The following is a 20,174-nucleotide window of genomic DNA, read 5'->3' as shown; positions in this document are numbered from 1 at the left end:
TACCTACCCTACCGCCAATTGGATAAATTGATTTGGCCGGGCATAGCGTATTCGTCGCGCTCCAACAATTTAAATTCGGTCAGATACGCAGGCACTGGGACTCGTGAAACTGTTGAAAGGTGCGTGTTCACGAATAGATACATAGTTGGGTTATCCAGTTTCTTAAAGTGAGTCCGTTTTGTATTGTGCAAAATGTACGGGTCGATACTACGTTCCGTGTCGGTCGCTGGACGCTTAAGGACTAAGTTACTTGCCTTAGCTTCACTATAAATTGCGCCCTCATAGACCTCTTTCATGCTTACTTTTGATTCTGGCAAGACAGGTTCAGCAGGGTTATTGCTGCTACAGCCTCCGAGCATCGCAGTCAGAGCCAACAGACTAATCCAGTTGCGTTTTTTCATTGGTATATTCCTGATACGTTAACTTGCGGCCTTCGGGGTTGTAGTCGATTGGGATTTCTTTGGTAATGTGAATCGCGACTTTCTGATTGGATTCGACAAAGACGATCCCGTAGGCACTTTCTTTAATATCGTTAATCCATTCTGTTAGGGTGTTTACTGCACCGACTCCACCCTGACCCAAGGCGTACTTACCAGAATCATTAACCGATGTAGTTTTTGAGTCCCCAGTCCCTTCCGTTACTTTCGCGCTTTCCGCAAGACCTGCAGCAAATGCCCCAAGTGCCGCTAAACCACCTTGAGCCGCAATTAGCTCCGGTGCATCGCTAAAATATTTACCCGGTACACAAGGGGTTCCACCGGGAGTTGAGAGCCAGCCAAGCCGTTCCTGTGTCACTTGGCCGCTAGAGTTGTAACCCCCGTTCCCAGTCTTAATGTCGCTGGCGTTTATGGTTTGAATGGTTCCATCGGTGAAAACGTATGTCGCCGCCACAATGTCACCGCTAACACACGTTTCGGTGTAATGGCCTTTGGCCACGCCGCGCATTATCATCTTTTCAAGATTGGGGACGTACAGACCGTTTGCTGCGAGGTTTTCCTTTCCGATCAGAACTTTGAATTCAAATGGATCTACCAGCGTTCCCTTTACCGGAATACGACCTATCAGTGCCGTCATTGTTACTGAGTCCAACAACGTAGATTCTTGAGCAATAGTCCCGTACTTAATCAGTTCAGGTTTAGCCGCGGGTGTTTCTGTTTTGCTATCTGCAGTCTGGAAAGTCGGTCCTGTCCCAAAATTCTTGTGCTCAATGCTTTTTGAGTCGAATGCGTAGCTAACACTGCCTTTTTTTGGATCTAAAGGCATGACCGCATCAATAGGCATAATCCAATCGCCTGACGGAACCGTTCTTGCTCCGGCGATAGTGGATGGTGCGCGGGGTAACGTGTATTGCTCACCAACATCATTAATTGTTGGCTTAACAAGGTTCGGCTTAGACCGCTCACCACCGCCGATGGTCACTGGTACGCTTGGCGCGACGCCGTACTGCGTGTAATCGGTTTCATCTGAATCAGGGCTATGCTTGGTGTCTTTACCACTGAGTAGTTTCTCAACCCTGTTGAGCTTGTCGAAAACGCCTAATTCAGTCAGTTCATCTTTAACCGACTTATCATTTCCTTTTGCCTTTCCTTTCGCTTGTTCTTGGGCTAACTGCGCCTCAGCAGCTTGTTTTTCAATGGTAGACAGTCGTTGCTCGATAACTTCAACTGCTTTCAAACGAGCTGAAATTGTCTCTAATTGCTCAGTGCTGGTACTGACTTCCGCTTGAGTTTGAGCGGTATTGGTTTTCATACCTACTTGGTCTGCTGGTACTGCCTCTAACTTTTTCTCTTTGCATCCTGCAATCGAGAGCGACAAAGCGATAGCTGCACTCAGGGTAGCTAATTTGAATGTGGCCTGTTTCATTTTGCGGCCTCCAGCGGCAAGGCGCTTGGATCAACTTGCAGTACCAGCGGCGCTAACTCGCCCTGAGTGATCAGGTACATAATGCTGAAATCGTTAGTCGAGCCATTCACTCCCAGTGCAAAATATGGCTCTGGAACAGAAGCGAAATCGAAAGCAATTGAAATATCACCAAAGTCAATCGGTGCCGGGAATGGGGTTTTGTTCGTTAAGTGGATAACACTTAAAACCATTGAGCCCTGTCTGTAGGTTTCCAGAATTTTTGCATCAAATACACCCGCAGAAGCACCATAAAAAAGCTGATCTAGCCTCAACTGTTTTGGAGTAGGTATTTGCGTGATGGAGCCGGACTTAGGCCATAAGTGTTGAGGCATAAGGTTACGGGTAGCCGCAAACCGAATCATGGCGATTGGATCAAACTGTTGAGGCGCATTGATGCCCACAGCTTTGCTTGGGGCTGCAGATGCAGCCGATGTTTCCGGCACCTTTGGCAAGCTAATCTTTACGTCCGAGTTGTCTTGCCCTTCATTGATGGTTGTCAGGCGAGTTTTGATGATAGCGCCTGACTCTACAAGACGAATATCAAGCGGTACGTCAGTAATCGGGGTATAAGCTGTTACGTACAAAATACCAGAGGCAGAGGTCACGCTAATTTGATTAGCTAGTTCGGTCGGCAGTCTAAATTGAGCGTTATCCGGCAACCTAATCAAGCGTTCTTCACCAACAGCCAAAGTTAAATTAATCGGTGTCCCGTCCCACTCAAAGGCTTGTGTGCAAAATGCGTTTGCTGAATGCAAAGCGCAAAGCAGCAATGGGATCATTTTCTTCATCGGTTACAGCCTTTTCGGTTGTTCGTGGAAGCCTACGATTTTTAGGCCAGTTGGGTTTTTGGCGGGGTTATAGTCAGCTCGTTCAAGTACCAGCGGATAACGAATGTTGACTTCGCGCACCACTTGGCCAGCTAAACGCTCCTTGATCGTTCCGTCCACGTAAACAACCCACTTATCAGGAGTGAGCTTGAATACTCGCTGTTCGCTCCAAGTAGCGCCGTCCATTTCCCTGAATTCGCGAGAAATGCCAGTCTTATTGGCTTTATCTTCTCTTTCACTGGCAGCAACCAGTTCGCGCCCAAATTCGGGAGAAATGTAGTTAGAGAATTTAAGTTCGACGTTATTTCTGTAATCCTTGCTCATATCATTGGCAGTGTTGATTTGCTGCCAAATGTAAAGCGCGGTGCTATAGAGGCTGTACTGAGGGATCTCTTTCAACTTGCGAGTCGAACCAACTTCCATATTGGGTGGGTTATGAACAGTGATTTCGTCAGGGATTTTACTTGCTGCGTAAAGCGACATTCCGAGTAGAACAGCCAACGTCACACCGCCAACTCGTAAAGTCAGGATATGTGACTGTTCCTCAGCCTCAGCCTTGTAGTATTTCTTTGGTAGTGATCTATGAGTAGGGTTTCTTGGCTTGCTTGCCCTACCTTTTTTCAAAACAGCAGTCGTCTTTTTGGTGTCGCTGGCTTTCGCCGTGGTGCTTGTTTTATTTTCCATAATCATTCTTTATGTGAGCAGTTATCCCAAGTTTTTGTGCCAATAAATCCCATATCGAACTTGAGCCTAAACAGACCAAAAACGCTTATCCCATCAATCTGCAAATTTCTCTTTATCTCACCCCATAGCAAGTAGCTTGGGCGTCCCTGCTTAAGCGTCCCAATCTTGCCTGCAATAACCCAAGCAAGACCTAATCCAGTGAGCATCCCAAAGCCCATTCCAACGAAGAATTTTGAGAAAGCTAAAGAGAAAGCAATGCCAACGATAATGACATTGCTGATAACGCAGACTCCGGCAGTTATGGCCAACTCAGAGGACGTTAACCCGCGCAAAATTGGCGGGTCGTTGTCCAAATCCTCAAGCAATACAACTTGAGTGCCTTCATCCTCAACGGCCATTACAGTTCTAAATCAGCAGCATCAATAATTGTGCTGAGTAGGAAGATCACAAAAATCAACACGCCGATTGCAACAGCAACACGAGTTAAAAAGCCAAATAACGGCAGCTTCCCTTCTTGCCATTCGTTATATGCCTGTAGAGCGCCCTTAGCAGTGACGATAAACGCTGCAATACCGATAATCATTGCCACGATGCCGAATACAGCCAAAATGATGTTTTTTGCGACTTCTACATAGTCGGTACTGCTACCGCTAGGAACGTCAACAGTAGGCAAATCAACGGCGCTGGCAATGCCTGAATGAACTAGCAAAGCAGAGATCCCCGCCATGCAAGTCATTCGTAATAAACGGGTTTTATTCTTAGTAATAATTTGAGTTAGTTTCATTTTGTTACTCGCAAAGGGTTAAAAGAAAAACGTGGTAAAAATCAGCAATCCGATAAATCGACATGCATAAAACATAACGTCCAGATTATCTAATTTGCCTTGTGACCAAGACCTAAACAGACCAAGGAAGAACCAAGCGCCAATTAGAAAAATGGTAATGGTGTAGATAACAATTAAGGTCGTGGAGAGAGTGCTTGCTTTAGCTGCACCAGCAACTGTTGCATCCCAGGCTCCGACCGAAGTATTTGTAACGCTCATATTCAATCCCTAAAAAACTGGCACAGGGCGAGGCGTTAACGGGGCGTTTAGATAAGCGTCAATATCAGACTCTAACTGCTTTAACTGACGCTCCACTATCGAGTAGTTAAACTGCACTTTTGCATTAGGGTCAGAGTGCATTTTGATTGTCTGAGCTTGTTCCAATAGCTTTGAAACTTGAGTACGCATAACCTCAAGCCCCATTCGTTCCCTAGTCGCATCGGCAGCTTGTGTTACACTTGAAGCTAGTAGCAAGCTAATGGTTAATAGTTTTGTAATCTTCAAAATTAAAAATCCCACAAAAGGTCAGTTTGAGGGATTTTAATTGCTAGGGTTTTGCCTGTCAGAATTGGCATGGATAAAAAGTAGGGTTTTCGTTTAACCTCAAAGTGGTTGCTAGTTTTTCGACTTTCGCGCCCTTAACTGGCTAGCGGCAGTAAAGCCGCATTACCCATCGAAATGACCGTTTTTCCCTATCATTTTTCTTCAAATGTTACACCATAGACTGCGTGGAGCTTTGCGTTTTCTTGAATCGTGTCAAAAACTGTATCAGAAATAAAAAGCCCGTTCCACGACACTGAATCACGCTCATAAAACGTAACCAATCCACGAGTTGTTGTTGCGGAGGCTATGTCATACTCAGCAGGGGTGAATCGGTAATGCTGGTAATAGGTGTTATTGTCATTGGAGCCAATTGTTACTATTTCATCAAAAAGCCTAAAGGACTTTGATAGCACTATATCGCCAGTCGATAAACCCCCAGCTTGACTCCAAAGTAATTCGTAGTTTCTTTTTGTACCGCTGCCAGCGGCGGTCGGCAAAGGAGTCCCTGCTAGCAAGGTTGTTGCGTTGCCCTCAGCCGCCGCTACGCTCGAATAACTATTGGACTGTACGGCTAGGGATGATATGTCAGCAGCGGTGACCCCCCCACACCCCGCAAGTGTTGCGGCGATAGCAACCACTAACATTGATGTTGAGCTGGTCTTGAATTTTGTTTTTTGCATTTCTAAAACTCCTTAAATCTCAAAACGCAATAAGCGCCCCGAAGGACGCCCATCACACCACCTATTTTACTTTTTCAGCTTTCGACTAAAGGCCAGACCAAGTAACGCGATTAGGCTGTAACCTAATGAACCACCACTAGAGCCTGATTCCTCTTTAGAACCACCAGTGTTACCGCCATTACCGTTATCAGGGGTGACTTCCCAAGCGTTTACGCGAATAGATTGCTGACCATCCAAAGTGATTTCACCTTGACCGCCGTTACTCGTTACTTTCATTTGGCAAACCTCAAACGGTGCAACACTGTCTGCACTGTGGTGAGCCGCTTTAACATCATCTTGTTCAGGGGCAAAACAGCTAATCGAATTAATATCTACTGTTACATCGCCGGTATATGAAATTGTGTTTAGCAAATTGACGTTTTCAGTGTGTAAAGATTGCACTTTTACTGTCACAGTCTCGCCCGTTTTCACACTCTTAACCCACGATGGAAAGTTCCAGCCGTTAATCGTTTCTAAAATGAATTGCTGAGTTAATGGGAAGGCCAAGCGGTTTGAGTAGCCGCCGTCACCAACTAGCTCATAATCAGGACTAGCCACTTCTTTGTAATAATCAGCATCCGTGGGTTCGGTTGCGTGGTATTCCCAAGTCGCTCCCGCAATATCCCAAGGTGAGTTAGAATGAGTCACCGACACCGCATAACCGAGTTCGTTTAAGTACGCTGAACCCGAGTCACCGCTAGTTGTTGTCCCTTGTCCAATTTGATAAGTAACCATTAATGATGGAGGGATTCTTTCGCAATAACCATCATCCAAGATTGCATATGGCATGGTGTAACATTCTTCACCGAGAGTATTGGTATAGGGCGCAAAATCGCCACCCCAATGCCAATTCGCCAACGGGCGCAGCTGTGCATACCCAAGATTGGTGCCTGTACCGCCAAATCCGTAGACGCGAAGCAGAGCATTATCCGCAGGCGTTACCGTGGAGATTGGCGTAAAATCGGAGTGCTGAATGGCGCTCGATAACTCCCAAAAGGCAACGTCCATTAACTTCATGTTATCGACGCTCCAACCTGTTTGAACATAGGTGTTAAGAACGCTTGCCCCGTTTCCGTAAGCTGAATTAATGTATGTGCCTTTACCACAATGAGCGGCGGTTAATACCCACCTCCCCGCGATAACCGTACCTGTGCAGCTTCCGTTAGAGCCATTTCGCCAGTCGATGCCGCGAATAACGGTTGAGCTATCGTGACTCACGCGCTCAACTGCGGTGTAATTTTCCGTAACCGCAAGGGCTGAGTTAGCAATGGTTAAAGCTGTAATGGCTAGTGCAATCTTTGATAATTTCATAACGTACTACCTATCTCGTTTGTATGGAAAAATAATATCAGAGCGCACCGAAATGTCTCCTAACTTATTGTTTTGTATTATGCAATGCCATCAAATGATGCAGGATATATTTACGTTCACCTCGCCCTTGTAAAAATCCTTCCACTTATTAGTCGCTTTATCAAGTGCTCTGTATTTGATAAATACTTGCCAATATTTAGAGGCTGCATATGTAGTGTAATAGCTCGACACCCCGCCTAGGGTTGTAAACTCGTCACCTGCCACAGTTTTTACGGCTGTTGAAATTGCAGGTGTCAGCCCAGTAGGACAGCTTGGCATAGATACCTTCGTTCCCGCGCCACTGGTCACTGCAACCGCAAAACTTGAAATCACCGTTGCCCCCAGGTTCATTTGTCTGCCGTCCTGAGTTCTGACTAAAACGTTTTTAGCGTTTGCAATTGAGTAATTCCCTACGTTCCAATCGCCCGTTAGTGGGGTGTCACCGTCTTTACGCAAGAAAACGTCTGAGCGCACACTTGCCCCGCTACGGTTCACTCGAATAGTTAAGTACGTTTTGGCGGCATCCACGGTAACAAATGGAATAGTTCTAACGATATAAGCCGCAGCGCGTTTTCTTCTGGCTGCATCCGTAATCTTGGTGAGTGGATATTTGATTTGAGCATGAGTTCGTACTGCTGGCGATGCAGAGAGATTTTCGTCGTAACTGGTTATCGTGATTGAGTCCCCCCAAAACGTGTAATCCACTGGGCGGCAAGTACCCAATACCGTGAAGCTGTTTGATGTGCAAGCGTCTGCGTAGCCCTTAGAGACTAAATCGCTCATGGCAGACGGGAAACGCTCTTTTGTGTTTACCGTATTAAGTGAGTCATGCTCAAAAGCCTGAACCATTGTAATGAGTTCGTTGATACCGTCAGCGGCCACTTGAGCCTCACGCTCGAAAGCGTCGTTTTGCTTGGTTTGAAAGTAGATAGCACTCAAGATGCTGATAACGCCCAAGGCAACAACTAATTCAATTAAGGTAAAACCGCTTTGTTTACTGCGTTTCAATTTTCAGCTCACTTCGTAATTTGATTTGGATTTATATCGACTCAAAACACCAGTTCCCTGATTTCGAGTTTTCTTGGACGTAATCCGAATACCGGGATAATTTTGATGAAGGCTTTAAGGAAATATCGAATCCGAACTCATTGGTTGAGGTATTTAATTTGGTTGCGCCGATTGCGGCGGCGGCACGTTTGGTAAATTCGGTGTCTGTCAGCAAGAAATACACAGTAACCTTGTAAGGAAGTATCCTTGAGCTGGCATCGGTGGCCGTGGAGAACACAAAGCGTGTGGTAAAGGGCGCAAGTGATGGATCGCTGGTTAGCAATCCATTTGAGTATAGGGTTGCAACTGTCAGATTAGTGCTTACGGAAGTGCAATTTTGAATTTGGGTATTTGCATAGCCAGCGAGAGCAAACTCTAGTTCTTCTTTTTGTTGCAGCAGCTTGGCTATTTCAGCATGGCCTTTAGTGTTGCTCTTGATCAAAAGATGAATGCCAAGGCTCAATACCGACGCCACGACAAAAGCAATGCATAGCGTTAATAGCATGAAACCTTGGCATTTTTTCATTTACAGCAACCTTAAGTTTTAAATGTCGATCTTGATAACGCCGCCAGCAGCGTTAGTGGTTGGTGCAGTTTGGGTGATCGTCGGGCAGGTAGAGTCTGCGCGAGTACAGGCTCCTTTAGAACGTGCAGCTAAAGTATCTGCAAGCTCTTGGAATCGCTCGTCAGGAATGTTAGTTAAGCCAATTGTGATATGGCCTGCACCTAATTTGGTAGAGGTCGTAAGAGTCCAATCACCGCCAAATGGGTTAGCACCAACGCCAGTTTTTGCGGTTCCACAAATTGAGGTATTCAGCAAACCATCTGCACAAAGGTTTGAGATTGAAATTGTGGATGGGTATGAAGGGCGCATACCACGGAAAGTTAAGGCGTCTGTAGCAATCGCATCCACAGCCTGGCCAATTTGATGCTTCTGCTGCATAAATTGTACTTTTGGGATAAGCGCGGCAGCTGCTGCAGCGATAACACCGATGATTACTAACGCTGTAATTAATTCAACAAGCGCGATACCTTTTTGCTTGTTCTTTTTACTGCCTAAGTTGTACTTCATAGAAACCTCTAATAAATGATAAAAATTCTTTACTTCAATGTTCGGTAAGCGAGCTGATTGAAATGGTAAATGGGGAGCTAAAATTATTCTGAAAAGACATGGGTTGGTTTTTGGCGTAAACCTAAAAGGTCATCCCTGCTCGCATCATTTGGAGTGCGTACTGTCCACCAAATGCCAGTAAAATGAACATTGCTGCGCCGAAGTATCCGACTAACATGATGACAATGGATGCTCTTGATATCGCCTTATCCAGTAGCTTGTCGTGCCTGATAGAGCTGCTTTCTAATACGCTGCTTTGGCCAGCATTTTTCGCCGTTAGCGTTTTGAGGCGTGACACCTCTGAATCGGTAAGGAGCCCTACATCAAGAATTTGCCCTAAACCGGAGCTGCTTGCCTTTTTAGCGATTTGATTTAAAAAATCGCGCATATAAGGAGTTGAGGTTTTTGAAAGTGTTTCAATGGCTTGAACCAAGCGAATCTGAGAGTTCAGCATCATCGAAAGGCTACTTAGGAACGTAGTAGAGAGCATCATTCGGTAGTGACGGAATATAGGCCAGTTATCTACCTTCTTACGAAATTGCCCTGTCCAGTTGGCCAGCATGAAGCTGCTCAACTTGAATAATACAAAAATCAACGCTAGGTACACGGTTCCAAAATTGACCATGTGTTCAGAAAAGCCATAAGACCACTGGCTCACCATTGGCCAACGAGCAACAGGGGTTTTAAGTGCAGCCTCTTGGAAAATGAAGAAATACACCACCACATTGACGTTCATACCGACCAACATCATTACGAGTGGGTAAGTGTTTTTAGCAAATATCTTGCTCATAACGCTTGAGCGGCGTTGTAAGGAGCTTATTGCGTTGTCCAGTGCCGGGAGCAAAGCCCGGCGCTTCTCACCAGCCCTAATCGCTTGAATGATGGTGTCATCAAACCAGCCGCTAAAAGCTACAGAGGCTGGTTTGCCGCTGTTTAGGGTTTTGTGAATGTCAATTGCAGCCCTTTTTGCGGCACCATTAGAGAATGTTCGTAAATGCTGAACAATCACTATGGGGGCTTGATTAGAAGCAATACCGTCCTTGAAATCCTCTAAGAATTGCTTTTGTTGTTCAATGTTGAACCCTTTGTATTTCTGCTTTTTCTTAAAACTTGAAATTGCGGTATTCAAATAGGAAGCTATATCTAAATTCATACTGCCGCTCCTGCGCTAAGTAGCTCTTGGTTCAAAGTGCTGTAGTCAAAGCTCTTAGCGTTTGAACTATCCATATTCGCCACTTTGTCGCAGGCTTCGTGAATATCAATAATTCGATTCTTCACCGAATAAAGTGCGTGATCACGAACAGTTGGGTATTTGGACTTCTCCAAATATCGACTAATGCCAACCATATCCCTAGCCTGAATTAACTCTCGAATGGAGTCATCGAGCATGAGGAATTCAGCCAATACCGTTAACCCATCAAAGCCACGATATTTGCAGATAGCGCAGCCATTTTCATTGCGGTACAGCAAATCTTCGTAACCGTCGATTAAACGCTCAGCAAGTGCAATTTCATCCATCATTTTTGTGTAATGCAATTCGTCATCAAAACGTCTAAATGCTTTGGCCTTCACCAGTAGCTTTTCAGTTTCGTGTTTGTGAACATCATGCTTGCGAGCGCAAGTGCATAGCTTATTAGCGAGCTTTTGATGCATAAAGCAGGTGAAGGCGTCACCGTCAGCTACTTGGGCTGGATGCATTCCGAAGTATTCAATCATTGCGCTGATAACACCTTGCGCTGAACTGGTATGCATCGTGCCCAACGCTAAGTGACCTGTTGAAGCAAGGCGATAAAAAACATCGGCTGTGGGTTTATCGCGGAGTTCACCGAACATCACAATGTCGGGGTCTTGGCGCAGTAGTCGTTTACCGTAGTAAGCGAATGATCCGATGGTCACGCCATACTGATCTTCTTCACCGCTCAAGTTAATTTCGGTTTGAGCAATCTTGTTATTTGACCACTCAACCGGATCTTCCAAAGTATGAACGCTACGAGACTCTGGAACCAAGTTGATCATTGACATGAGTGTTGTCGTTTTACCTGAACCAGTTTGGCCAGTGATTAACAAGCCGCCGTATGGCAAGCCAATGATGTTGTGCAGCATTTTGGTTTGAGCTGGTAAAAAACCTAATTCCTTAGGTAGTGGAATCTTGTCACTAAATGGATCTAGTGCTCGAATAACGATTTTACAGCCGCCTTTTATTGGCATAGTTGAAGCGCGATAGCGTAAATCTCGGCCAGCAATGCGCCAAGTAAAACTCGATTCGTCAGCTTCGTTTGGGTAGAACATACCCTTGGCACCTTCGGAAGCGATAGAGCCAAAAACGTAGCCGCCGATCAGCATTCCGTATTCATCACTGCGGGTTGCTGTGTAGATACGTTCTAACTTGCCAGCAATACGGCCTTTGACGACTGTACCTTCATCCTTTGCCCCTTCCTCCCTGGTGCGAACAAAGATATGAATATCGGCAATCTTCCTGTCCCGCGCTTCCTTGAGAAGTTCGTCTAAGTTTTCGCGACCTAAGTTTTCATCAATTGCATCACCTGAGTCGATTTTGAATGTGATCAACAATGCGTTATTGGGGATCATCAAAATCTTATCAATAGCCCTCTGTTCGGCCAGTCGGATGCTTACAAAGCGGTTGTCGCCGCCGAAAGATTCTAATTCAGCTGTCAATTCATCTATAAATGGATGATTGAAAGATGAAGTAAAAATGCAGAAGTCCTCAGTCACGAAACAAATGCCATTTTCCTTGCATTTATTCAAGATTTCTTCGTTCTTAAAAATCGAGTAGCCGCCGTCTACAAAGTCCGTTGCTATCGGAATTTTTAATCCGTCATCGAGGTAGTTTCGACTTTTCGCAGTTTCACAATCACTCAGTTGAACATCATCCGGTAGCAACTGAATTTCGGCTTCATCAACGAGATTAACGTCAATGTGCTGCAATTCGGTAGGTGTCAAAGGCTCTTTCATTACTTGTCCAGCCCTAAGCAATACTCTTTCTTGTTGATAGCAATGCACACTTGAGAATCGCTTAAGCTCTTAACAATCAGATTTTTAATGGCCTTGCCGCTAGTTACGCCAAATTCATTAATGGTGCTAACTTCATCATTCACTAAGATGGTGGCTTCGAGGCTTCCATGAATAGTCGCAATTGATAAAAGCTGAATTGAGGATTTCGCTTCAACTGTTAGTTGCTCTTTCGTCGCAGCTGTCAATTCAGCTGGTACATTAACTGGCATTGTCAAAGCTACTTGTTCAGGCATTACGTAAGCAGGCATATTTTTATTTGAATGCCCAAAAGCATTAGCTGTTTGGGCTCCATCAGGAGAAATATCAGCTAATTCGGATTTGTTTTTTGCAATCTGGACTTGGGCCTGTGTTTCTTTCGCTTCTTCCTCTTTCAATAACGTGCTTAATCGTTTCTTGATTAAATCATTATTAAACATCGCCATATCTTGAACTTTTAAAGGCAAGAGCGTAGGAGCCCCTTCTATTTCAGGAGCATTAACCTGAGTAATGATCTGTTTTACATTTTCACCACTGGGTTTTGCTGAGCTAGAGTCCATTAAAAAATATGCACCAATCGCAATCGCTACACCGATAATGCCCACTGCTGCAACTGGGCTTACCTCAGTTGATTTTTTATCAACTACTACGTCTTTAGTGTTCACGTTAAATACCTACCAATCTCATTTTATGAGTTATTTTGAATGTGGTTTGATCGACCTTATCAATTGACAAGTCGATTGAAATTAAGGGGATATTTGCAAAGACAGCATAAATATCGCTGATTTGCATGACAGTCAGGTTTTCAAGGTTTAATGTCAGGCTCACCGCCTTGTACTTGTCCACTGGCTCAATCGAAGAAATCTCAACCGCTTGTTGGCCATGAATAGCTAATAGGTCGTTGAGCTGAGCAATGTTCAGTACCGTATCAATCTGATATTTTTTAAACGCCTTGAAATAATCACCGCTTTTAGATTCAGGAAGCGCCGACTCAAAAGTAGCTAGTCCATCACCGCTAATGGCGACCTCTTTAAGTTCCCTTTGTCTGCTCCACAAAATTAAATCTGTGTAAGTAGCAACATCGCTTTGTTTGGCCAATTCGATAGAGAAATTCACTTCGTTGCTTCGGTACTTCTCAACTGACCAACTTTTCAGTCCTTCAAAAGTCGCAAAAGTGCTAATAGCATTGTTTAAATCCTCGACAACGTGGCGACCCGTCAAGGCATCCCGGTAGGACTTCCATTCATCACTTGTCTTATACTCAACTTGTTCAACCTGCATAGATTGGTAAAATTTATAGGCACCAAATGCAGTAAGACCAAACAGCCCGGCATAAGTCAGGTTGAGCATAGATTCAGAAAATGTTCGCCCGTTTGACGCAAGCAATTCTGAAACTGTTGAATAAGTAAACAGCTCCAAAATGCTTGGTTCAACCTGCTCATGCCCAATATGCAATTTAGCTTGCTCCGCTTTCGCTAATGAGCAAATTAACCCTAGGTCAATACCTTCCGTGGCTACGATTCTGCTATCGTGCGAAGTAACAGCCTTCTTGAATACGGATATAAATGCGTCCTGCATTTTTGCTTCGTAAGTGGCTGTTATGCTGAAATCCTTAACAAAAATGAAAGTCAAAGTTGATTTAAGCGGATCGTCGTCATTGCTAGCTCGACCTATAGCAACAAAGTTTCTGTGCCGCTTCCCGTACTGGTAAGCAAGAGCGTCGCATTCAAGAGATCTTTCAGACTTTCTAACGATTAACTGAACCTGATCATCTTTGAGGTCGGGGCATAATGAAGCCATGTAACCACCGCTCTGATTTTTTAAGTAAGAGCGGATAACCTTACGTTTACGGATCTCTGGTTTTGATGGAATAACAAATCTGGCCATTGTGATTCCTATCTAATAATCCGTGGTGTAACCAAAACAAGGGTATGGCTCTTGCGTTCTTTACCACTATTGCCACCTAGCAATGGGTTTCTGAATGATTCTGATTGCTCAGAAGTTACAGCGGATTGGGTGTACCCACTTAAAATTACTGTCCGGCCATTCTGAATTTTCAATGGTTGGTTGAATCTGTCCTCAGACATATTCGGTGTTTTAAGGGTGATAGTCGGCATTTCTACAGTGCCAAAATTACCCAGGCGAGAAATAGTGGCTGACATTTGCATTAGCACTTCATCACCATCAATTTTGACCAGAGCCCTCATTGAGAAACCTTCGCTTACAACGCCCTGATTAACTTCTGAATAAGTGCTACTGTCCTCGTTTGTAGCTTCGCGCATCGTAATATCTTTGACGTAAGCCTCTTTACGCAGGCTCTCAATCTCACCAACACGGTTATTAATTGCCAGCATAGACGGGGTTGTTACGAGTGATACGTTGCCTTGTGTCTTAAGAGCGTTGACTAAAGCGGTTGAGCCATTAAATAACTTATCTGTCGATGCAAAGGTCAAGCCGCTCGTTTCGCCGCTACTTGGGATAGTGAAATTCAGAGTACCTTTAGTGGTTTCTCGCACCATGTTCCAATCAACGCCAAAACTGTTATCAAGGTTCGATTGGAATGTGATGATCTGAACATCAATGCGAACCATTTGGCCAAACATCGCGTTTAGCTGCTTTACGTAATTTTCGACGTCACGCATGATCCTCGGTTTAGTCGTAACAGTCAGAGTCCCACTTGCGATATTTGGATGAACCTGACCGTTGACATTTTTCTCACCCATCATGGATTCTATGACTTTTACGGCATCTTTGATTTCGCTAGATACTGTGGCTTTGATGTTTGCAAACTGATCTTGGTCAGCGTTAAACAATGCGCCGCTTGAGCTTTCTGCGCTTGTATCCTGACCCTCGGTAATATCCGTGGCTGTGTTCTTACCAATTAAAAAGTCATGCTGACCAACTAAATTAAACAAAGATAATGTTTTGGTTTCCCAAGCAAGAACTGAAATAGTGTTCTCGACAGAAGTGTCCAGCTTGTATTCGGTCTGATTTTCAATTGATGCAATTAAATCGCTCAGAGTGCCATTAACATTCACCCTTACCTTTACACCCGAGTTAGTATCACGACCCCAATAAACGACTGTCTTTAAACGGCGATTAATGTCTTGCATTACCACGGACAAGGGAACATCAATAGTATTCATGCTTACAGGCACAGAGTCAGTCCAACTCACAGCCTTCTTAATCTTTACCTTTGCAAAGTTCGTAGGCGGCGCAGTAACGAATAAATTACTTTGGTTTGCCCGAATGTCCTCAAGCTGGCTCTTAGTATCCAAAGCAGCATTTTTTTGATCTAGAAAATCCGTTGAACCACAGCCGGTGATCAAAGAAGCTGTTGCAATACAGACGGCTAGTTTTGTACGTTTAATCATTAATTCAGACCTTCCGAAGCAGACACGATATAGACTTCTTGCTTAGTCTCTAAAAAGCGGGGTTGTACGCTTACGCATTTTTCAGTTGCTTTAAGAACCGAATTAACAATGTTGTTGCTTGTCACGATTGGGTAATCAACCGATATCATACAATCGTCGTCAGCAAGCCAGCCGCTTTCAGCGTTGAAAGACCAACCAAACTCCCCGGCCAATTCCGATAAGTTTTGTGAAAGCAAACCTTTTTTCATGTTGAATACATGAACGTCACTAGCCCCACCTAGGAATTGATGAAATACAACATAGCCTTGACCTTCATTGATATATGCATAAGTGCGTTTGCCATCTTCATTTGTGGCATTGACTAAATCGGCAACCCCTGTAGCAAACTCTTTTACAGAGTTAGCATTAAGTGCTGTTGCTTGTTTTGGGTTGCTTCTGAAAATACCAGCGACCTGGTTATCAACTTCCCACATAACTTGCAGACCTTGTTGGCGCATGTAGCGTCTAATCGTCGCTGCATACGTTTCACTTGGAGAAGTAGAAACTGTATTATTCAAGCGTTTAGACTCTTTAATTTCCTCTTGCATAGGCTTATCTACTTGTTGATTTACTGTTGGTTCAGTCTTGGAAATTGAATAATCAGAACCCCTTAAAATTCCAGCTTCACCTTTAAAGTTATTAACAGGACTCTCGGTTTGTTGCCGAATGATTGGCTCAGTTGGTATAGATTGGACTTGGTTATTTTCCGCTTGGTAGGAATTACCTTCGGTGTACCGAGCCAAGATCATTTCTTCATCAGTCATAATTTGAGTAGGTGCAATAGAGGCTTCACCTAATCCAATATTGGTAGATACAGGATTTATGGTTCTGCCCTCAGTAAATGCACTCAACTGCAAGTCTTTGGCTGCTTCGGCTTCACGGCTTTTAACAGAAACAAATTGCTCTGATGAAGGAACGGACAATTTATAGGGAGTGATTAAAAGCTGATTTTTTCCTTTGAGCACATAAGTCAAAAACGGCGTATTTTCATACAATGCATCAAAGGCTGATTCTGCAGTCAATTCAGAAACATTAATGTTCACTGGTAAGGTTAATGGTGGAGTTGTAGGGGTAATATCTTTGTGCCACTGAATTGATTTTAGATTGTACTTTGCTGCTAATGCCTCAGTGGTCGATCTTAGCGATGCACCTGCATCTGCATGAAAAATATCAGTCTTACCAGTTATCCCGGTATTCATTGAGCAACCAGCCAAGCCAAACAATACACTGGCTGCTAATAATTTGAGTTTCATTGAATCGTTCCAAGTCTAATGAGTATCGTGATGGTAACGACAAGAGAAAAATGTGCTCGAAAGGTGTGGGTTGATTTTGGTTAGCTGACAGAGTTTTTTAATTTGCAGACTGCAAATTTATAGAGTTCTTTCAGTAAATTGGCATCCTGGTAAAATGTATTTAATAAAATTTTCGATTGAGGTGGTATATGGAACTAGCAGGTTTAGTAATTAAACAAATTGAGCAACTAGGCGTATGGAAAATTGCAGCAGGTATGATCGTAGTATCTTGCTTATTAGAGATTTTCTTTGGCTACTACTCTAAAGCAATGAAAAAAGCCTTTTTAAAAGGTATTGATCAAGCATGATCCTTTAGATCAAACCAATGAACTAAAAAGTTGCTTTGCGATCTAATGGTAGGTTTATAGTGCAGAAAATGAAGCTTTTTAATATATGAACGGGTATCGAAAACAAACCCCCTAGGGGTTGTTTGAGATTCCCTGTTCCTTCGACTGAGCCTAAGCGAAAGAGAATGCTTTAACTTTAAGTATCTAAAGATACTTAAAGATACTAGGAAGCCATTAAAAACTATCCCAATTCCTGTGAAAACTATACCAGTTTCTGAAAAATATATACCAGTCTCTATCGTCTGATATACCAGTTTCTAAAGTCCCATTATCCCAGTAGCTGTAATTGATTATTTTTTGTATCCCAGTCTCTGTAAGGGTTTGAAGCTATTCTGATTCTTATGCACACCTATAAATCGGTGTAAATGATCCACTTTCATTAGTTGGGCTTCAGTCTCAATTTTCTACCTTAAAGGGATTCAAATCACCTTTAAAAAATATCCCAGTATCTGTGTTAACTATCCCACTGTCTGTATTATTTATCCCAGTATCTGTAATCATCGCAATTTCCCTGCATAGTAATGAAATTAACCTGCACTTTATGGGGTAGAAATCGTCAAAAAGTAAAATATCCCAGTATCTGTAACAATATACCAGTTAGTGTGAAAGCTATCCCAGTTAGTGTGCAGATATATACCAGTCTCTGTGGTTGGTATACCAGTTGATGTATTCCAGTCTAAATGGGTGAGCTTACGCAATTTACTTTTCAATGGTCACAGAGACTGGCGAACACTATCCCAGTATCTGTGATCTTTATACCAGTATGTGTAGACTTACTATCCCAGTATCTGTAAAAATATACCAATACCTGTAAAATTGGGTTGTATCTATTCCAGTCTCTGTTATGTTGGGCTGATAAGAAAAAAATTAGGGAGAATTGGCGTGGCCGAGAATCAATTTGGTCTGTTGGTAACTGACGAGGAAAAACGTCCTAACAGGCACATTTCGTCACATTTATTTTCTAGGGCAACTATCTTTCACCCATCACCAACTTATACGCCTTGGATGCTAGAGCGAATGGCTGGCCGTTTAGAGTCAGACTTAAATAAACCCCTGTCGTCCGTAGAGTTTCCTCTCTTTAGTAAGAACTTTCGTGTAGACCTACATGGCGATTTCTTACTGCAATCTCATAAAGACTTATTAGAAACCATTATCGCTTACGCAAAAACGATTAAGCTGGATGATGAATCTTACGCTGCGGGTGAACGCCTAACTTGGAAAGCCATTTTCAAGGCTCTGCCGGAACTCCAAGTTGTTGGTAGTGGCCTTGAGTTTGATTCAGTATTAGATCCTGATGCCACGGTGTTTTCTATTGGGCTATATGAGTTGGCCGGGTGGTTATCTGTAAAGCCAGATCGTGTTAATTATGATCTTATAGAAAAGCGGATCTTCCAATTGTCCATGGCTCGATTAGTTGTAAACGAAATTAATGAGGACGGGCAAATCGTTGATGTGAACCCTATTAAGTTTGTTGATGACTTTAGGCTTTGCTATGACAGCTCTAAAAATAAGAATGGCAAGGGTTCCCGCTCAACCAATCACGTATTTTTAGTGTTAGATCGTAGGCTAATTGATGCCATTCTCAACTATGGTTACTACTACAGAATTGAGCAGCATAAAATTATGCATTACCGTTCCCCTGCCCTTCGCTCGTTCTTGAAGTGGATTAAAACCCATGAGCCACAATATCTGAATGGCAAAAAGCTGGCTTGGACGTTAGCTGAGTATGCTAAGTCTGTAGCTTCCCCGGTTGGAGCAAATTTTCTACGCAATCTTAAAGAGCAGGTTCTATCTAATGTTGCTGAAATTGAAGCTGATTTTCACTTTTCAATCAGAAAACATTCATTTGATGAAGAACAGATTTTCTATGTAGGTACTGGCAATAATAATGGAGAAGGCGGTTTACTAAATGCAAAACCTTAATTTATTGACCGTGGGGGAAGTTCTTCAAGGGGGAGTTGTTCAGCCTCCTGAGTTCGTACTTGCAGGACTACTTAAAGCGCATGTAGGTATGCTAATAGCAACTCCTAGCGTTGGCAAAAGCCATTTAGCAATGTCAATTGGGATGGAGCTTGCTTCTGATGCTGTATTGGTTGGTTTATCAAGTTCGGCTGAGGCCAAGAAGGTACTGTATTTCAGTTCAGAAGATGATCTAACTGTGCTTAAGCAGCGTTTAGGCGATAAGTTACAGGCATTGCCGCAAAATATATCTGACCAAGTATCTTCCAATTTATTCATTGTAAGCAGTCACGAACCTTTGTGTTCGCCTCCTGAGGCGGGGTCTGTTGAGAGCAATGAGTCTAAATCGAACGCTGACAATCTCATTCAATTGATTAAAAACAATGGTATTGAGTTAGTCATCGTTGATACGGTGTCCGAGGTGATTGGGCGCTGTGATGAAGTTAAGCATGATCGGTTGATAAAGCATACCTTTCAGCAAATTGCATCTGAAAGCGGCGCAGCTGTTCTACTGGTGCATCATGTCAACAAGGACGAAATCCGAGGTTCGCAAAAAATCTCAATGGCCTCCGGCGCTGGCCTTAGCTCTGTAATGAGATTGGTTAAGTTTATGGTCACGCTACAGCAGGCAGAGAACGGATTAGAAATAAGATATCTCAAAGACAATTACATTCCCTCAGGCGCAACCAAAATCATTCCTGTGGAATTTAGTGGTGCATTGCTGGTTAGTCCTAGTAAAGTTAATTTTGAACGGGTTGTTCAGCATCAAGCGCCTCAACTTCCTGATAGTGCGACGGCTCAACCAGCTCGTAAGGCTACAAGAGGCAAGTTATCTGATCGTAAAGCAAGAAAGATCGAAGATGGTGCAGGCTCTTTGGTTATCAACTCTACTCACGAAAGCAATTCAATAGATCCAGCGGCATCGAAACGTATGAGAGAGGCTTTCTAATACCACTGTCTGTGCTGATATCCCAGTATCTAAAACAACCCCGCCCATAAAAGCGCCTAACGGCGCTTTTTCATTTTGTATTCTGCAAATTGATTTGAGCATAGTAGTGACATAAATCACATTAGATCATGATGCACTACGCAAAATGATTTGAGCATGATTTAGTGTGTTTTATGTGTTGAACTGTGTACAAAAAGAA

The 20,174-nt window shown here is 43.5% G+C and carries 22 protein-coding genes; 3 read left to right on the top strand and 19 right to left on the bottom strand.

The genetic code is table 11. The features are described from left to right. Positions 1–8: 8 nt before the first annotated feature. From N7386_RS23055 to N7386_RS22965, 19 genes are all read right to left on the bottom strand, one after another. The gene (locus N7386_RS23055) at positions 9–401 is read right to left on the bottom strand and encodes a Conjugative transfer region lipoprotein (RefSeq protein ID WP_014611652.1); all 393 of its coding nucleotides are present in this window, start codon (positions 399–401) and stop codon (positions 9–11) included. Continuing rightward, complete coding sequence (locus N7386_RS23050) at positions 379–1,863, bottom strand: TIGR03752 family integrating conjugative element protein (RefSeq protein ID WP_014611651.1); 1,485 nt, start codon at positions 1,861–1,863, stop codon at positions 379–381. Before N7386_RS23050 ends, N7386_RS23055 begins: the two co-directional genes overlap by 23 nt. Next, a complete protein-coding gene (locus tag N7386_RS23045) occupies positions 1,860–2,690 on the bottom strand; it encodes a DUF3438 family protein (RefSeq protein ID WP_279771391.1) in 831 nt (276 codons plus the stop codon). Before N7386_RS23045 ends, N7386_RS23050 begins: the two co-directional genes overlap by 4 nt. Before the next feature lie 3 nt (positions 2,691–2,693). Then, positions 2,694–3,413 carry a PFL_4703 family integrating conjugative element protein gene (locus N7386_RS23040; protein WP_041412245.1) on the bottom strand — a complete coding sequence of 240 codons (720 nt, stop codon included), beginning with the start codon at positions 3,411–3,413 and terminating at the stop codon, positions 2,694–2,696. Between the two features lie 2 nt (positions 3,414–3,415). Further along, on the bottom strand, positions 3,416–3,811 hold the full coding sequence (locus tag N7386_RS23035; protein WP_014611648.1) for a DUF3487 family protein: 396 nt from the start codon (positions 3,809–3,811) through the stop codon (positions 3,416–3,418). Further along, positions 3,811–4,197 (bottom strand): DUF2976 domain-containing protein, encoded by a 387-nt coding sequence (locus tag N7386_RS23030; protein ID WP_014611647.1) that lies wholly within the window; start codon positions 4,195–4,197, stop codon positions 3,811–3,813. Before N7386_RS23030 ends, N7386_RS23035 begins: the two co-directional genes overlap by 1 nt. 18 nt (positions 4,198–4,215) lie before the next feature. Further along, entirely contained in the window at positions 4,216–4,455 is a 240-nt protein-coding gene (locus N7386_RS23025) for a DUF3262 family protein (protein ID WP_014611646.1), read from the bottom strand. A 9-nt stretch (positions 4,456–4,464) separates the two neighbouring features. Then, complete coding sequence (locus N7386_RS23020) at positions 4,465–4,740, bottom strand: RAQPRD family integrative conjugative element protein (protein ID WP_259476974.1); 276 nt, start codon at positions 4,738–4,740, stop codon at positions 4,465–4,467. A 191-nt stretch (positions 4,741–4,931) separates the two neighbouring features. Then, complete coding sequence (locus N7386_RS23015) at positions 4,932–5,459, bottom strand: hypothetical protein (protein WP_259476976.1); 528 nt, start codon at positions 5,457–5,459, stop codon at positions 4,932–4,934. A gap of 66 nt (positions 5,460–5,525) precedes the next feature. Next, complete coding sequence (locus tag N7386_RS23010; protein WP_259476977.1) at positions 5,526–6,809, bottom strand: trypsin-like serine protease; 1,284 nt, start codon at positions 6,807–6,809, stop codon at positions 5,526–5,528. A gap of 90 nt (positions 6,810–6,899) precedes the next feature. Next, the gene (locus tag N7386_RS23005) at positions 6,900–7,856 is read right to left on the bottom strand and encodes a type II secretion system protein (protein ID WP_259476978.1); all 957 of its coding nucleotides are present in this window, start codon (positions 7,854–7,856) and stop codon (positions 6,900–6,902) included. Positions 7,857–7,887: 31 nt separating this feature from the next. Then, the gene (locus N7386_RS23000) at positions 7,888–8,421 is read right to left on the bottom strand and encodes a hypothetical protein (protein ID WP_014611641.1); all 534 of its coding nucleotides are present in this window, start codon (positions 8,419–8,421) and stop codon (positions 7,888–7,890) included. A gap of 18 nt (positions 8,422–8,439) precedes the next feature. Then, positions 8,440–8,967, bottom strand: coding sequence for a prepilin-type N-terminal cleavage/methylation domain-containing protein (locus N7386_RS22995; protein WP_259476981.1), 528 nt, complete (start codon positions 8,965–8,967; stop codon positions 8,440–8,442). A 121-nt stretch (positions 8,968–9,088) separates the two neighbouring features. Next, positions 9,089–10,159 carry a type II secretion system F family protein gene (locus N7386_RS22990; protein WP_014611639.1) on the bottom strand — a complete coding sequence of 357 codons (1,071 nt, stop codon included), beginning with the start codon at positions 10,157–10,159 and terminating at the stop codon, positions 9,089–9,091. Then, complete coding sequence (locus N7386_RS22985; protein WP_259476985.1) at positions 10,156–11,979, bottom strand: ATPase, T2SS/T4P/T4SS family; 1,824 nt, start codon at positions 11,977–11,979, stop codon at positions 10,156–10,158. Before N7386_RS22985 ends, N7386_RS22990 begins: the two co-directional genes overlap by 4 nt. Beyond that, a complete protein-coding gene (locus tag N7386_RS22980; RefSeq protein ID WP_014611637.1) occupies positions 11,979–12,680 on the bottom strand; it encodes a hypothetical protein in 702 nt (233 codons plus the stop codon). The genes N7386_RS22985 and N7386_RS22980 overlap by 1 nt, the downstream gene beginning before the upstream one ends. 1 nt (position 12,681) lies before the next feature. After that, positions 12,682–13,902: a hypothetical protein gene (locus N7386_RS22975; protein ID WP_259476988.1), complete on the bottom strand. Its 1,221-nt coding sequence runs from the start codon at positions 13,900–13,902 to the stop codon at positions 12,682–12,684. A gap of 8 nt (positions 13,903–13,910) precedes the next feature. Then, complete coding sequence (locus N7386_RS22970; RefSeq protein ID WP_259476991.1) at positions 13,911–15,389, bottom strand: hypothetical protein; 1,479 nt, start codon at positions 15,387–15,389, stop codon at positions 13,911–13,913. Next, positions 15,389–16,681, bottom strand: coding sequence for a hypothetical protein (locus N7386_RS22965; protein ID WP_259476993.1), 1,293 nt, complete (start codon positions 16,679–16,681; stop codon positions 15,389–15,391). The genes N7386_RS22970 and N7386_RS22965 overlap by 1 nt, the downstream gene beginning before the upstream one ends. A 188-nt stretch (positions 16,682–16,869) precedes the next feature. Between N7386_RS22965 and N7386_RS22960 the strand changes: the two genes are divergently transcribed. The 3 genes from N7386_RS22960 to N7386_RS22950 all read left to right on the top strand — a co-directional run bounded on the left by N7386_RS22960 (position 16,870) and on the right by N7386_RS22950 (position 19,975). Continuing rightward, on the top strand, positions 16,870–17,028 hold the full coding sequence (locus N7386_RS22960; protein WP_248088628.1) for a hypothetical protein: 159 nt from the start codon (positions 16,870–16,872) through the stop codon (positions 17,026–17,028). A gap of 921 nt (positions 17,029–17,949) precedes the next feature. Further along, complete coding sequence (locus N7386_RS22955; RefSeq protein WP_014611632.1) at positions 17,950–18,990, top strand: hypothetical protein; 1,041 nt, start codon at positions 17,950–17,952, stop codon at positions 18,988–18,990. Beyond that, complete coding sequence (locus N7386_RS22950) at positions 18,977–19,975, top strand: AAA family ATPase (RefSeq protein ID WP_014611631.1); 999 nt, start codon at positions 18,977–18,979, stop codon at positions 19,973–19,975. Before N7386_RS22955 ends, N7386_RS22950 begins: the two co-directional genes overlap by 14 nt. The last annotated feature ends 199 nt before the right edge of the window (positions 19,976–20,174 follow it).

It is taken from the genome of Shewanella sp. GD04112 (genome assembly GCF_029835735.1).
Classification (GTDB): Bacteria; Pseudomonadota; Gammaproteobacteria; order Enterobacterales; family Shewanellaceae; genus Shewanella.
Note: the sequence above shows the minus strand (reverse complement) of the source record. Positions and strands in the feature narration are given on the sequence as shown.